The following is a 15,773-nucleotide window of genomic DNA, read 5'->3' as shown; positions in this document are numbered from 1 at the left end:
TAAAGTGAATGTTGGGGGTTGTTTTTGCACCGTGCCCCAATATTTTGTGTATTAGTTGTTTATAACTACCCGGCAGGCAAGCCCTCACAAGTCGCACAACGTGCACAACCTAAAACAATTAAGGTTTAAACATCGGCTGTATGCTTTGCTATTGCTCAAAAAGAACAAAAGCAGCCGTATAGGCTGCTTTTGTTTGGCACGGTATAAACGCTGCCATTATTTCTTTTTCTTCATTTTATAGTTTTCTTCTTTATTGCTCTTCTGTATTCGTTTGCGTTCTTCTACCCCTTTATTCTCAATATCTTTAATACCGTTTGAGTAGCTCCTGTTCAACGAGTCGATTACAATTATTTCTTTGTTTACATTCACCACCCCCGACATTTTTTGCAAATACACGGTGTTTTCAATCATTAGTGAACGTGCATTTGTGTAGTTACCCAAATCCACCTCGCGCATGGCCATTTCCATACGGCGGTTGGCTTCAAACAGTACTATCTGCTGCAAAACCTGTTCGTTATTGTGTGTGCGGTATATACTGTAATCGCGGGTTGCCAAACGTGTATCGGTGTTTTTCAACTCTATCCTCGCTCCCGTTTGTGCATCGTCGTATTTTAGTTGTGTGCTGAACGTAAGGGGTAAATCCATCTTCCTTTTTATCGAGTATTTCACCAATACGCCTTTGGTTTCCTCAGAATAGATATCACGGAAGTTAACCAACACTTTATTGTCTTTGTATTCATATTTATAGCCAAAAACGTAGTCTAACATCACCCCTTCAGGCAGTTCAATTTCCATTACAGCATTTTGCGCTACTACATTCAACAAGCCCGAAAGCTCTTTTTGAAATATCTGCGGAATTTTATCAGGGGCATCAATAAAGTAATAATTACCGCTGCCGTACTCGGCCATGCCTGTCATCAAGTCTTCGTTATAATCGGTACCTACCCCAAAAGTGGATAGCGAAATACCATGCTCAAGGTTACGGTCGCGGGTAATTTTTTGCAGTTGTGCGGTATCGGTTATACCCACGTTTGCCAACCCGTCAGAAAGCAGTAACACACGATTCACACATTCTTTTCTAAAGGTTGATTTCACTTGTGCATACCCTTCTAATGCACCCCCGCTTAGGTTGGTACTACCGCCTGAATACACACGATCGATTTTTGCCTTAATAGCTGATTTATCAGTGACTTTAGACGAAGAATGCACTATTGTGACTTCATCGTCATACACTACCACAGATAGGTAATCCTCACTGCTTAGATTATCCACTACAAACTTTGCCGCTTGCAGCACATAGGCCATCTTATCACCACTCATCGAGCCGCTGTGGTCAAGCACCAATGATATGTTTAGCGGTAATCGGGTATTGTTCTCGGGGACAAATTTCGCAGCCTTGGCTTCAAGGTATAGATACCCAGAGTTAGAACTGTCGGTCATGTAATAGCTGTTATCAACCCCTGTAGTAAAGGTAATAAGCCCGTGGCTCTTAACGGTTGATTTGCTTAAAAACACATTAGTATCGGGTGGAATAAAATGCGTACCCGCATTTGTTTGTGATTGGCCGGGCTTTGGAGCGCTGTAATTAAAACTTAAGGCGCATACTGCAAGCCCTATGATGGCAATAATGCCCGATAACGGGGTAAGTTTTAGTGTTTTCATACGATCAAACAACAAGTAGGTTTACTGTTTTTGAAAACGACGTTGAAACTAAAAAAGTATTGCGCAGAGGTTTTACTCGTCGAAAAAGGAGAAAGACACTTAATTGAAAACCACCATTTTGGCAGTAGGGTTGCGGCGCAGGTATGAGTTGACAATCAACTCTGAATCGATGGTGGCTTTGCAGGGTTTTATAAAGTCTTCCAACTCATCGGGTGTGGTTAATGCAGCATCTTTGGTGATAAAACCATACCCCCTAAAGGTGCCTTTATTTACATATACCACTGCATACTCGTTGGTGCGTCTGCCTTTGCCCAACAAAGCAAAGCTGGGCTTGTATTCGTCCAGTTGGTCTATAAACTCCTGTACGCGGCTGTTGTATTCTTCAACACTTTGGGTTTTGCGGCAATTGCCCGTACAATGTTTGGTAATAATAGGGTTGCAGCTTTCATTTTCTGACGTGTCAATAGCGCACAACTTCGGACACAAGCGGTATTCGTCGGTTTTGGTGAGCAGAAAATGGCGGGCTTCGGCCTGTGTGGCAAAGCGCATCAGCGGTTTCCCGCCTCGTCTTATATAATCAATACCCAAACGGATATGGCCTTTGCGGTCGGTGTAATCAAACAAGCCCCACGCAAACTTTATTTTCTTTTGGGCACGGTTATACTTAGGCCAGTGTTTTTTTATCTCCTGTTCTTCCAGCAACAGAGCCACCAATTCGTTTCCGCACTCTTCGTAGCTTATGTGGGCTATCTCTTTCAAAAAACCTTGGCGGGTTTCTTGGGTTATTTTGCCCGAAAAGTGCTGCCCTACTCTTTTTTTAATGTTATTGGCCTTGCCCACATATATCACCTCACTTTTTTCATTCATCAGGTAATACACTCCCGTAGTCATGGGCAGGGCATCAAATTCTTCGCGGTTCAGGTGGGCAGGTAATCTAAACTCGCCTGCATTGCCTTTCAGCGATTTTTGTATCACCCCGTCTTTATCGTTTTGCAACAGTTGCTTAAACACCTCAACCGTAGCCATGGTATCTGCTCCGGCACGGTGTTTCACGGTTTGCACCACGCCCAACTCGTTGCACAACGATGAAAGGCTGTACGATTGAAAACCGGGGAATATTTTGCGTGAAAGACGTACGGTACAAAGTTTTTTGGCATCCCAGTTATAGCCTTCATCGGCCAACTGGCTACGCACAAACGAGTAATCAAAGTTTACGTTGTGAGCCACAAACATACAGGGTTTTAGCATTTCGTACACCTTTTCGGCAATCTCTGCAAATGCGGGAGCATCCTCTACCATTTCATTACTAATCCCCGTAAGGGCAGTAATGTGCAAGGGAATAGAGATACCGGGGTTTACAAGGCTTTCAAACCAATCCACTACCTCATTGCCATCAAACACAGCAATGGCTATTTCGGTAATGCAATGGTTTTGGGCAAAACCTCCCGTGGTTTCTATATCAACTACTGCGTACACGTTGGTTGCCATCGTTTTTTGATACTACGTACTAAACACCAAACACTAACAACTGTTTTTAATCCCATGCAATATCGGCAAAGCTCATGTTCATCACATACCGCCATACCTCTTTCACATCGCCTACTTCTACTTCAAACGGTTTGTACAATGGGTTCAGTGAGCATAGCAACAGTTTACCGTCGTTTTTAATACGGTTATAGGCGGTTTTAAACACTACCCCTTCGTTTTCGGTAAGTATAATATAAGATAGGCCGTCCTTCACCCGTGTCCAATCGTCCACATACTCTCCTACCACCCAGCTCTTATCCTTTATGGGCAACATACTGTCTCCGTCTACCTGAAATACTCGATATTTCTTATCCCTATCCAAAAAAGGCAGGTTGGCAAGCGGTAATTCGCCTACAAACTCAGGGTCGGCGTAGCCGGCCAAATAGCTGGCTTTGGCACGTTGGTGCACTACCTCAATATTATCACGGTTCTCGTTATTTACTGTAGTAGCCAATATCCGCAGCTTATTACCCTGCACATAATAATCCATGCCTCGGTCAAGCTCGCTCAATTGTTTTTCAGATAAACGCTCCAATTCTACCTTTACCATCGTGTCTATGGTAACATTGTAGTATTCTGATAAGCGAATGAGCACTTCAAGGTCGGGTTGTATTTGCAGCTCATACCCTGCCAAACTTGAGCGGTTTAGCTTCACGGCATCCGCAACCTCTTGCTGGGTGCGGCCTTTGCGTTTTCTTAGCAGTTTTAGATTTTGGTGGATATACATTTGTACACTTGTTGATAACTTGGTTGTGTGTACAAATTTCTTAATGTTTTTTAAATAAACAAAATAATGTTTAAAAAATAAACCGTCAAAGAAATATCAATCCCTACAGAAGACCAATATTAACGATAATTTAACGTTTAGCCATCAAAAAAGTGAAAAGTTAATACCCCTAGCCTCAATCTTAACAATTTTTTTAATAAAACTATTGCGTGAGACTAAAAGCCGTGGTATTTTTGTACCAGCTTTTCCAATCCGTCGGGAGACGGGACATAAGCAATGCAATTGATAGGGCTGCACTTGTTAACTCAAGTGCGGCCATTTTTTTTACATATACATCTCATTTACAAGCCTTTCACCCATCATCGCTCACACTTAGGTTTGGTTGTTATTTGTAAACTGCACCCTCTCCCAATGTAAAATCATTATTACCTAATCAGTATTTTCACCCCGCGTAGCCGCAAAATCAGTATATTTGCTAAAATCACCTCTCACGCCATGAACATTGCCGTAATCATTTTATTAATCCTGCTGGGCATTGCATTACTGGTATTAGAGCTTTTGGTAGTACCGGGCGGCATATTGGGTATATTGGCCTTTGGCATGATGGGCTTTGGCGTGTTTGAAGTTTACAAGCTATACGGCACCACCGCAGGTCATATCAGTGCAGCGGCCACACTTATAAGTACAGCAGTCATTATTTACTATAGTTTAAAATCAGGGGCATGGAAACGTTTGGCCTTGAAAGATGAGCTGGACGGAAAAATGAATACCATTGACGAGGATTTGGTGAAGGTGGGTACAGGCGGCATTACCATATCAGAGTTGAGACCGATGGGCAACGCCCTGTTTGGTGATGAAAAATACGAGGTGAGCAGCGAGGGCGGTATTATTGCAGCCCACACCCCTATTGAAGTTTATAAGATTGAAGATAACAAGATATACGTTCGTAAAACAGAAAATTAAAACACCGATACTATGGATATTATGATGATTTTTATTGCCGTTGCGGCAATCGTTGGCCTGATAGTTTTTTCATACTTCATTCCCATTCGTTTGTGGTTTACTGCCATTATATCAAACGTACGGGTTAGTTTACTGCAATTAGTGCTGATGCGTTTCCGTAAAGTTCCGCCATCATTAATTGTAAACGCTTTGATTACCTCAACCAAAGCCGGTTTGAAAATTACTCCCAACGAAATGGAAACCCACTTTTTGGCGGGCGGTAATGTAAACAACGTGATCAAAGCCCTTATATCGGCTGATAAAGCTAATATCCCTCTTGATTTTAAAATGGCTACTGCTATTGACCTTGCAGGTCGTGATGTGTTTGATGCGGTAAAACGCTCAGTTGACCCTCGCGTTATCAATACACCTCCTGTAGCTGCGGTAGCTAAAGACGGTATCCAGCTGATTGCCAAAGCCCGTGTAACAGTGCGTACCAACATACGCCAATTGGTGGGTGGTGCCGGCGAAGAAACCGTACTTGCCCGTGTGGGTGAAGGTATTGTAACTACCATTGGTTCTGCATTGAACCACAAAGAAGTGATGGAAAACCCCGATCGTATATCAAAAGTGGTATTGGATAAAGGGCTGGATGCAGGTACTGCGTTTGAAATACTTTCTATTGATATTGCAGATATTGATATCGGTAGCAACGTGGGTGCAAAACTACAAACCGACCAAGCGGATGCTGATTTGAAAGTGGCCAACGCCCGCGCTGAAGAACGCCGTGCAATGGCGGTAGCTGCCGAGCAAGAATTTAAAGCTAAAATACAAGAAGCACGCGCCAAAGTAATTGAGGCCGAGGCACAAGTACCTTTGGCAATGGCCGAGGCATTTAGAAGCGGTAATTTGGGCATTATGGATTATTACAAAATGCAAAACCTGAAAGCCGATACGGATATGCGCGAAAGCATTGCCCGCCCCGATGCTCAAAAGAAAGACAAGTAATTTGAAATTTTCTTAATTTGAAAAATATACAGACCCCGCCAAAAGCGGGGTTTTGTTTTAAAAATTGTTTTGATGAGCCAAACCCGTTTAGTAACGCTCTTAACTTTTTCAACCGCATTTGAAGCTTCCTATACAGTGGGTCTGCTTGAAAGTAATGGTATTACCTGCTTTCTAAAAGACAGTCTTGCTATTCAAATATCAAAGCACTCAAGAGCAATTGGCGGAGTTAAGCTGCAAATTTTTGAAGCCGACACCCAAAAAGCATTGGCTGTGTTAAAAGAGAACGGGTACTTAACTCCACGGGTAGAACAAGAACCCACAGCACTGCAAAAAGCTTTTGATAAAGGCACCTCAAACATACCCTTACTAAAAAAGCTATCCGTTGAGCACCGTTTATACGTATTGCTTGCCATTACAGTAGTTACTATCACCTCTACTATCCTGTATTTATTAATCCCGTTAACCTACGACAGGTTAGTGGCTAATTCGTGGTGTGTTTCTCATATAGAGTATGAGGGTAAATCATATACTCCACACACAACAGGAATTGCTCTTGTAATACCGGGAATTTGTACCGAGTCTCTTTCTTTTGATGAAAGTTCAACCGTACAATTACCCGGCATCAATACCCCCGTTGCACAAGGTACTTGGCACATTACTGAAAACAATCTCGTTTGTATACAGGCAGATACATTATCATACGTATATAATAAATGTTACAAGGCAACATTTTCGGGCAGTGGCGGCTCTTTGATGTTAACGAGCAATACAACAGTAATACACTGTTATGTAAAACGGTATTAAAATCTTGCTTTCCTTTTACTTTCGGATGATTTAATACCCATTACAAATAGTATTTTTGTATTGATTGATAATACCCGCACTTTTTATGACGATAACACCTCCGGCTGCACACGAAACCTTTGGCTTTTACGATTACTACATTAAGAAATTTGCTGCCGACACCGATTTAGTTACTGCTTTAACAACCATACACAACGATACCCTTGCACTTCTAAACCCTTTGAGCAACGAAGCTTTGAATTACCGATATGCAGAAGGTAAATGGAGCATCAAAGAAGTTTTGCAACACCTTATAGATTCTGAACGCAGCTTTTGTTTCAGGGCTATGCGCTTTTCAAGAAACGAGCTAAGCGTAATACCCGGTTATGATGTACATACCTTTGTTACATCATCACTGGCAGATACACGTACCAAAGAAGATTTACTACAAGAGTGGGAGTTATTAAGAAATGCTACGTTACTGCAATTTAAAACCCTGCACCCATCGGTATTAGAGCTTAGTGGCCCTGCGCGCGACACTCAATTATCGGTAAGGTCGATAGGTTTTTTAATAGCAGGACACGAAATGCATCATATTAACGTTATTAAAGAAAAGTACTTAGTACAAACGGCTTAATTTAAATTGAGTAACTTTGTGTAAACGGGATTATCTCCCACACATTGTTTAAACAATACCAAACAGTACTGCGTTCATTGTCATTAAAAAAACATATAATTTTTACGTTCAACACGCAATAAAAAAAGCAACACATCGTTGCCTTTTAATATCAACCTTGTTTGATATATTGCATAATAATTCCTTAACATGAAGTGTCCACACTGCCAATTAGAGGTTAACGCAACATTCAAAGAGATTAATATTGGTTACGAAACTGATGTGTACTGGCAAGCATTTGTAATGCACTGCCCTAATCCTGATTGTAAACGCATTATTATTGACCTCGGTAAAGGCGAACTGGTTAAAGACAGCAACGGAAACTCGTTGCGTAAAGGTATTATTTCACGTACTACCGTAATGCCGTTCACATCGGGCAGGCCACCGGCCCCCGAAGAGGTTGACGAGTTATATGCACGTGATTACGAAGAAGCTTGCCTTACCTTAGCACAAAGCCCTAAAGCCAGTGCCGCTCTTAGCCGCAGATGCCTTCAGAATATTTTACGTGAGAAAGCAGGAGTGAAAAAATCTAACCTTGCTAAAGAAATTGACGAGGTAATTGATAACCGTACCCTTACCCCTGCCCTTGCTGAAAGTTTGTTGGAGATAAAAAGTATTGCCAACTTTAATATTTACCCCACTAAAAGTACTGCCGCAGGAGAAATTGTGGACGCTGAGCCCGAAGAAGCCGAGTGGATGCTGGATGTATTAGAGTTAATGTTTGATTTATACTTTGTACAACCTGCCAAACTAAAAGCAAAACGCGAAGCCCTGAACAAAAAACTTACCGATAGCGGTAAAAGCCCTTTAGGGGTTGCTGCTAAATAGGTTATATCACATTAATAAAAAAGCCCGATTATTATGTAATCGGGCTTTTTTATTAATGTCCAGAGTCTAAAAACTGATTGATTTATAGACACTGTTTAAATCTTATATTTTTTTCAAACTCCCAAAAGCAAGATGTACGCTATACTCCTATCTTTGCGGCTGAATTAAACAACCTATGGAAGAAATCTTCACCTCGGCGGGCATAATGGCCCTGCTCACACTTACGTTTCTTGAGGTAGTATTGGGTATTGATAACATTATCTTTATCTCAATAGTAACCAACAAATTACCAAAAGAACAACAACCCCGGGCCCGTATGATTGGGCTTTCACTGGCGCTTATATTCCGTATCGCTATGCTACTGGGTCTTACTTGGATTATGAAGTTTGACACACCCTTATTCATTATCAAAGATTTTCACTTTTTGGCTCTTGATATTACTGAGTTTGGCTTTAGCGGACGCGATGCAATTTTATTGGCGGGTGGTATTTTCTTATTAGCTAAAAGTACCAGCGAAATTTATGGAAAGGTGGAAGGCAAAGAGCATGAAGTTTCCGTTAAAGGCAAAGGCGTAAGTTTTAGCAGCATTATTGTGCAAATTGTAATGCTTGACATTGTTTTCTCATTCGACTCTATTTTGACTGCAATCGGTATGACTGATAAAGTAATATTAATGATTATAGCCGTTATCATCTCAATCATTATTATGATGATGTTCAGCGGTGCCATCAGTAAGTTTATCAATGCTCACCCTTCGTTGCAAATATTGGCCTTATCATTCCTTATTATGATTGGTGTTATGTTGATTGCGGATGCGTTCCACAACCACGTACCCAAAGGATATATTTACGCTGCTATTGTATTCTCACTGATTGTTGAAATACTGAATATGCGCATGAGAAAAAAGACCAACGGAACTGAATCGCACTAACAATACGTTTTTGTATAACTGCAAACGGCGCAAAGAACATTTAAGTTCTTTGCGCCGTTTCATTTTAAGGCTGTTTATCTGCTTAAAAGTTAACTCTGTAACCCACATACGGGAATATTCCTATCTGATAAATTACTTTCACTTTCTTCTTATCATTATCCCACTCACGCATTAGTTCATTCTGGGTATTAAATACATTATCAGCAGCTATAAAAAACTGATGGGTTGCCTTTTTCAGGTTACTGTTATAGGCAAGTTTTATATCGCATCGGAAATAATCGGCTGCTTTTTCTTCAAACGCCCTTTTAAAGTCTTTGCGTTCCTCGTTGTGCAAAATACTTTGTTCCACATCTACGGGTATTATTCTGCGGCCCCCCATGTGGGTTAGTTTTATATCTGCTGAAAAAGATTTGCGGTTATCCTTGCCTATTTTAAACTCTTTACCCGCCAATACATTAAACACATGGCCTAAGTCAAAGGCAGTATTGCGCCAAACACCATCACCTCCTTGAAACTTAGAGTCGAAAAGCGATAAGGTGGTTAAAAAGTAGTACGAGTTATTAAAAAAGCGTTCAAACGTAAGCTCCACGCCATAGTTCTCACCCTTACCCCTATTTACAGTGCTGTCTTCCGTTTCAAATGAAAAATCGCCGCCAATATTTACTGTTGAGTAATGCCCCAAACGCGATACCGCTGACACCGGAACATCGTACAGGTATTGGTAATAGGCTTCTACTTTAAAACGCATGGTAGTTTTAATCATCTGTTGGTATCCTGCTACAAAATGCGCACTGCGGGTTAAATCAAGGTTTCGGTTGGTTTGGCGATATCCTCCTGATGTATCTCTAAACTTGTAGGCATAGTACAACAAGGGTAGTGTTTGACTGTGCAATCCTGCTCCAAAGCTTAGTTTTTTATCGCTGCTCATGTGATACAACAAGCCCAAGCGAGGCTCAACCGCATAGGTATTATTAAACGTAAACAATTGATAATACACCCCTGTATTTACATCCAGTTTTGAGCTTGGACGGTATTGCCAATGCACATAACTCTGCACTAACGACGAGCTGTTCTTTTCATCCAAACCTATTCGGTACGATGAATCTCTTGTTTCATATTGTTTTTGGTAGATATTATTGCTTATCAACCTACCTGTAACCCCCACTTTTAACAAATGGCGGGGATTGAATTTATGGGTAAGTGTGTACTGCAGCAATTGCTGGTGCTCAGACGAACGGAACTCCTCATCCAGTTGGTGAGTTTGATTTTTATAATACTCCTCGTTGTACACCTTGCTTCCGCTCCCGGTGGCCGAAAAGATAAGTTTGCCTACTGTTTTGGGTGACAGTTTGGTGGTAAGTGTAATGCCCGATGCATACATACTGCTTCTGAAATCGTTATCCGTTACACTATTACCACCCCATTCGGCAGTATCTTCTTCACTTTCTTTTACTGTAATGCTGCTGGTACCGCCAATGGCCCATATTGACAGGGTATTACGAGACGATACGGGTAAGTTGATTTTGAACGATAAATCCTGAAACTGAGGAATACCATTAAGCCCTACACTTATACCCAAGGCCCTAATTGCCCTAAACGACAAGAAACGGTAGCTTACCAGATACGAGCCTCCTTTTTCTTTCATCAACGGGCCTTCAGTCGTAAACTCCATTCCGTTTAGCCCCGCCTGCAAAGTATGTTCGCGTTTTTCATTGTTACCGCTGCGCATCCTTACATCAAATACAGCAGCTGTTTTATTACCATACTCCGCCGGAAATGCGCCCGTAAAAAAATCGGTGTTTGCCAGCAGGTTGTTGTTTAGTATGCTAAATGCCCCACCTGTAGTTCCTGTTACAGCAAAGTGGTTAGGATTGGGTATTTCTATCCCCTCCAATCGCCATAAAATCCCCATAGGAGTGTTTCCACGCACAATAATATCGTTGCGCAAATCGCCGCCACCCGCTACGCCGGCCACATTGGCGGCCACACGTGCAGGGTCTTGCCGCGAGCCTGCATATCGGTTGGTTTCATTTACCCGCAACGTAGTGGCACTTACCACCGCTAAATCGTTTATTGGTTTCAATTTGTCTTTATCGGCCGTTACCACAACTTCTGTTTGTTGCACCACGTTTTCTTCCAACACAATTTGCAACACAACCTCTTTGCCTGAGTTAACCACAATATCGGTTAGTACTTCCTCCTTATATCCTAAATAGCTGGCTTTAATATCTACACGCCCAATGGGCACTTTTTCTAACTTAAAATTACCATTTTCGTCAGTCACAGCCCCCATCAACGGGTTACTGCTCATTATTAGCACATTAGCACCTATTAGCGGGGTAAGGAGGTTTTTATCCAGCACCGTGCCCCGTATGGTTTGGGTTAGCTGCGCATCTACCTTCGAAACGATTAATAATAAGATAATTACAGTAAGTTTTTTCATAGTTTCCATCCGCCGCAAAAGTAATTTTACCGCTTGCATTTTTTTTATCCATTTTTGCTAAAATTTGAAACTGTGAAAACTGCTGATGCTGAAAAATATATTCCGGCTATTGAAAGGGCACATCATTTTATTGAGAGTAACCTGCAACGCAATTTTAGTCTTAAAGAATTAGCAGACGCAGCTCATTTATCGTACCACCGTTTTGCCCATGTGTTTAGCGAGAATACAAACCAACCGCTTTGGAACTATGTGAAGCAATACCGTTTAAAGTATGCAGCAGGTTTGTTACGACACTCGGCATACAGTATTTCTGATATTGCTGAACTGACAGGCTATGGCGGGGTGCAATCGCTTACCAAAGCTTTTAGCGACCAATTTTCACAATCACCCAAACGCTTTTCAAATTCGCTGATAATTCCAAACAACCACATATTAAGATTTATCCCTAACGACGCTGCTGCAATAGCTACCATGGAAACTGCCTGCTATATTACTGAGCCTGAAACGGAGTATTGGTATTGCAGGGCTACAGAAGAAACCGTACAGGAAAAAATGGTTCAACTGTTTGAAAACGCAGCAATAAATGGTGCTGACATGGGAAGTTTGCGGGTAGCTGCATCATCGCCTGATGTTTATATGCTTACCGCCCCAAATAAAATACGGATTGATGTAGGGTATTGGGTAAAGCCGAATGAACTCTCGCCGTTAATCACAGCAGGGTTGTATAAGAAAACAATTAGCGCGGGTAGATTTTTACACAAAGCATCGAAATTGCCTCCTCCCATGGCCGGGTTGTTTGTTTTTGAGCTGATTGAAAGTGCCAGCAGGTATTCGCTTTCATCCATACGTAATCACCATTCAATGGTGCGGATTAATATTGCAACAGGGGTTCCAACTACTGAGTTTTATATTCCTGTTTTATAAACTCATCGCGGGTAATTTTATACCATGCGTGCTGAGTGTCTTCGTAATCAAACATTTCTATAAACTGTAACCCTGCTTTTTGCAATACCCTGCGCGATGCCGTATTACCTTCATCAGCCATTGCATAAATTGCATCGGCTTGTAATACATCAAACCCATATTGCAACGAGGGTGCAGCTGTTTCGGTAGCATACCCCTTGCCCCAACTGCTTTTAACAAATCGGTAACCAAAATCGTAATAATTGGTGTGGTTGTTCACCGTTTCACGCATCAACTTCAGTCCCGTCCAGCCTATAAATTCTCCGCTTTCCTTTTCAATCACCGCCCACCTGCCGATACTATTATCTACGTATTGCTGCCTGATAAAACGGATTACATTACGTATCTGCTCAATATCCTTCACAGGGTCATTTCCTAAGTACCTATGCACCGCGGGGTCACTATCCATTTTAAACATACCCGTTGCATCCTCGGGCAGCAACTCACGAATAATGAGGCGTTCAGTTTCAGCAATTATTTGCATCGAACAAAAAATTAATCAAAGCGTATGGCTTTTACAGGAGTAATGCGGGAAACCATTAAACTGGGCAACAACATCGCAATAATGCACACCACAAATGCACCCACATTAATAATTATGATGGGGAGTAGCTCAATATTTACAGGCACAAAATTCAAGTAGTACGATTCAGGGTCAAGCCTTATAAAACTTGTTTTCTGCTGATAGTAACAAAAGCCCAAGCCCATTGCATTACCAATCAACAAACCCTGCCCTATAAGATAAGCAGCCTTGTAAAGAAAAATACGTTGTATGCCCCAATCACTGCTACCCAATGCTTTTAAAATACCAATCATATTTGTACGCTCAATAATAAGCACCAGCAAGGCAGTTATCATGTTTATACAGGCCACCAAAATCATCAGCACCATAATTATTACCACGTTGGTATCCAGCAGTGCCAACCAGTCAAAAATTTGTGGTTTAAGTTCACGGGCATTGTATGCTTTTATATTGGGAGGCAACTCTCCGTTCAAGTTATAGGTGGTTTCATCAAGACGCTCAAAATCGGTCAGCATCACCTCAAAACCTTGCACCATACTATCGCCCCAACCGTTCAGTTTTTGTATGTGGCGCAAATCAACCAAGGCAAAGGTTTTATCATAATCCTCGAGACCGGTTTCATACACACCAGATACTGTTAAACCCCTTGCCCGTACAGGCTCTTGTATTAAATACAACGGCACATTATCGCCCACTTTCAAGCGCAGCTTATCGGCCAGTATTTTTGATATTAGTATCTCCTGCCCCGTTATAGAGTCTTTAAAATCAGGCAACTTACCTTCAGTAAGACAGCCTTGCATAAACGTCCAGTCAAACTCCTTATCTACGCCCTTCAACACAATTCCCTCAACATCGGTATCGGTTTTTATTATAGCCGCTTTATGGGCATATACCTGCACATGGGTAACAGGTTCAGTTTGTTTAACTGTTTTTAAAAACGGTTGGTTGCGGTTGATGGGAGTAGCTTCAAACGATTCATTCAGTTCAAGGGCTTTTACCTGTATATGTGCCCCAAAGCCTACTACTTTATCAGTAATTTGGTTTTTAAACCCCGTAAGAATTGCCACAGAGCCTATCATCACCCCTATACTGATAGCGATACCTGCTATACCAATACGGATAATGAGTCTTGAAAACGACTTGGAGCTTTTGCCCGTGAGACGGCGACCTATGTAGTAACTGTAATTCAACCTTTCGCAAAGAAACTACTTTTACCCATGATTTGACAATGATTTTAGGGGCATTTTAAGTCTATTCACCTTTTGTTGATAATACCGTTTTGATTACCCTTTTTTAAAAGCTGAACTTTGCATTGAATTTAAGATTTGCCATGAACCAATACGAAACCTTTTTACGCTTTGTGTATGAAAACGGGGCTACTAAAACCGACCGCACCGGCACGGGAACCCGCAGTGTGTTTGGCTACCAAATGCGTTTTGATTTGAACGAGGGTTTTCCGTTGGTTACTACCAAAAAAGTGCATCTTAAATCCATCATCCATGAGTTGTTGTGGTTTCTAAAAGGCGATACTAACACTAAATACCTGAAAGATAACGGGGTGAGTATTTGGGACGAATGGGCCGATGCTGAAGGTAATCTTGGTCCTGTGTACGGATACCAATGGCGTAATTGGCCGAAAGCCGATGGCGGGCACATTGACCAAATGCAACAGGTATTGGATATGCTGAAAAAAAGCCCCGATAGTCGCCGTATAATGGTAAGTGCCTGGAACGTTGCCGACCTTGAAAAAATGGCGTTAATGCCTTGCCATGCTTTGTTTCAGTTTTATGTGGCTGATAATAAACTAAGCTGCCAGCTATACCAACGCAGTGCCGATATATTTTTAGGTGTACCGTTTAATATTGCCAGCTACGCGTTGCTTACCATGATGATAGCCCAAGAATGCGGGCTTGAATTGGGTGATTTTGTACACACGTTCGGCGATGCCCATATATACAGTAACCACTTTGAACAAGTGGAGCTACAACTAAGCCGCGAACCACGCCCCTATCCCGTAATGAAATTAAACCCCGATGTGAAATCGGTATTTGATTTTACGTTTGATGATTTTAAGCTAGAAAACTACGACCCGCACCCCGCCATCAAAGCCCCTGTAGCGGTATAGTTATCTGTTAATTATACCATCAAAAAAACTTAAACTATAAACAAAAAACTGAACGCTATCTTTGCACTATGTTCAGTTTTGATGAAATCCTTACCGTTTCTTTTACCCTTTTTGCGGTAATAGATGTAATCGGGTCAGTGCCTGTAATCATCTCGTTGCGCAGTAAAATAGGCCATATACAAAGCGAAAAAGTTACGCTGGCTGCTGGAGCATTAATGATTCTTTTCCTATTTATCGGTAAAGAGTTTTTAGGGTTGATGGGAGTTGATTTAAGCTCGTTTGCAGTAGCGGGTTCTATCGTAATCTTTATTCTTGGCCTTGAAATGATTTTGGGTATTGATATTTTCAAAGCCGACCCCGACCCTTCGTCAGGAAGTATTGTCCCCGTGGCCTTCCCTATTATAGCCGGTTCAGGTACGTTAACTACCGTTATCTCTCTTCGTGCTGATTACGGATTGTACAACATATTAGTAGGCATACTCCTTAACCTTATTTTAATTTACGTAGTACTAAAATCTACCAACTTTATCGAGCGTAAACTGGGTAAAGGCGGTTTGCTGGTAATCCGTAAATTCTTTGGGCTTATCCTGCTTGCCATTGCCGTAAAAATATTCAAAGGCAATTTGATGGCGTAG

At 41.7% G+C, this 15,773-nt stretch carries 15 protein-coding genes; 9 read left to right on the top strand and 6 right to left on the bottom strand.

Annotated features, from left to right (window positions below; translation table 11 throughout):
• Positions 1–216 precede the first annotated feature (216 nt).
• The 3 genes from F9K23_17255 to F9K23_17245 all read right to left on the bottom strand — a co-directional run bounded on the left by F9K23_17255 (position 217) and on the right by F9K23_17245 (position 3,916).
• On the bottom strand, positions 217–1,662 hold the full coding sequence (locus F9K23_17255) for a VWA domain-containing protein (protein KAB2913407.1): 1,446 nt from the start codon (positions 1,660–1,662) through the stop codon (positions 217–219).
• Positions 1,663–1,761: 99 nt separating this feature from the next.
• Complete coding sequence (locus F9K23_17250) at positions 1,762–3,150, bottom strand: DNA polymerase III subunit epsilon (GenBank protein KAB2913406.1); 1,389 nt, start codon at positions 3,148–3,150, stop codon at positions 1,762–1,764.
• Positions 3,151–3,196: 46 nt separating this feature from the next.
• Positions 3,197–3,916 carry a LexA family transcriptional regulator gene (locus F9K23_17245; GenBank protein ID KAB2913405.1) on the bottom strand — a complete coding sequence of 240 codons (720 nt, stop codon included), beginning with the start codon at positions 3,914–3,916 and terminating at the stop codon, positions 3,197–3,199.
• Positions 3,917–4,411: 495 nt separating this feature from the next.
• Between F9K23_17245 and F9K23_17240 the strand changes: the two genes are divergently transcribed.
• From F9K23_17240 to F9K23_17215, 6 genes are all read left to right on the top strand, one after another.
• Positions 4,412–4,879, top strand: a complete 468-nt coding sequence (locus F9K23_17240; protein ID KAB2913404.1) for a hypothetical protein — start codon at positions 4,412–4,414, stop codon at positions 4,877–4,879.
• Between the two features lie 12 nt (positions 4,880–4,891).
• Entirely contained in the window at positions 4,892–5,866 is a 975-nt protein-coding gene (floA, locus tag F9K23_17235) for a flotillin-like protein FloA (protein ID KAB2913403.1), read from the top strand.
• 72 nt (positions 5,867–5,938) lie between these two features.
• Entirely contained in the window at positions 5,939–6,670 is a 732-nt protein-coding gene (locus F9K23_17230) for a DUF2007 domain-containing protein (protein KAB2913402.1), read from the top strand.
• A gap of 85 nt (positions 6,671–6,755) precedes the next feature.
• Positions 6,756–7,286, top strand: coding sequence for a DinB family protein (locus F9K23_17225; GenBank protein KAB2913401.1), 531 nt, complete (start codon positions 6,756–6,758; stop codon positions 7,284–7,286).
• Between the two features lie 399 nt (positions 7,287–7,685).
• A complete protein-coding gene (locus F9K23_17220; GenBank protein ID KAB2913431.1) occupies positions 7,686–8,153 on the top strand; it encodes a DUF4145 domain-containing protein in 468 nt (155 codons plus the stop codon).
• A gap of 175 nt (positions 8,154–8,328) precedes the next feature.
• A complete protein-coding gene (locus tag F9K23_17215; GenBank protein KAB2913400.1) occupies positions 8,329–9,084 on the top strand; it encodes a TerC family protein in 756 nt (251 codons plus the stop codon).
• A gap of 82 nt (positions 9,085–9,166) precedes the next feature.
• Here the strand turns inward: F9K23_17215 and F9K23_17210 are convergent, their stop codons facing one another.
• On the bottom strand, positions 9,167–11,566 hold the full coding sequence (locus F9K23_17210) for a TonB-dependent receptor (GenBank protein ID KAB2913399.1): 2,400 nt from the start codon (positions 11,564–11,566) through the stop codon (positions 9,167–9,169).
• On the opposite strand from F9K23_17210, the gene F9K23_17205 reads away from it, so the two are divergent.
• On the top strand, positions 11,561–12,451 hold the full coding sequence (locus F9K23_17205; protein ID KAB2913398.1) for a helix-turn-helix transcriptional regulator: 891 nt from the start codon (positions 11,561–11,563) through the stop codon (positions 12,449–12,451). The genes F9K23_17210 and F9K23_17205 overlap by 6 nt on opposite strands.
• Here the strand turns inward: F9K23_17205 and F9K23_17200 are convergent.
• Together F9K23_17200 and F9K23_17195 are read right to left on the bottom strand one after the other, a co-directional pair.
• Entirely contained in the window at positions 12,423–12,974 is a 552-nt protein-coding gene (locus tag F9K23_17200; GenBank protein KAB2913397.1) for a GNAT family N-acetyltransferase, read from the bottom strand. The genes F9K23_17205 and F9K23_17200 overlap by 29 nt on opposite strands.
• Before the next feature lie 11 nt (positions 12,975–12,985).
• Positions 12,986–14,203: an ABC transporter permease gene (locus tag F9K23_17195; protein KAB2913396.1), complete on the bottom strand. Its 1,218-nt coding sequence runs from the start codon at positions 14,201–14,203 to the stop codon at positions 12,986–12,988.
• A gap of 140 nt (positions 14,204–14,343) precedes the next feature.
• Here F9K23_17195 and F9K23_17190 point away from each other — a divergent pair, with 140 nt between their 5' ends.
• Positions 14,344–15,138: a thymidylate synthase gene (locus F9K23_17190; GenBank protein ID KAB2913395.1), complete on the top strand. Its 795-nt coding sequence runs from the start codon at positions 14,344–14,346 to the stop codon at positions 15,136–15,138.
• Positions 15,139–15,206: 68 nt separating this feature from the next.
• Entirely contained in the window at positions 15,207–15,773 is a 567-nt protein-coding gene (locus tag F9K23_17185) for a MarC family protein (protein ID KAB2913394.1), read from the top strand.

This window comes from Bacteroidota bacterium, from assembly GCA_008933805.1.
Taxonomy (GTDB): domain Bacteria; phylum Bacteroidota; class Bacteroidia; order UBA8524; family UBA8524; genus SB11.
Note: the sequence above shows the minus strand (reverse complement) of the source record. Positions and strands in the feature narration are given on the sequence as shown.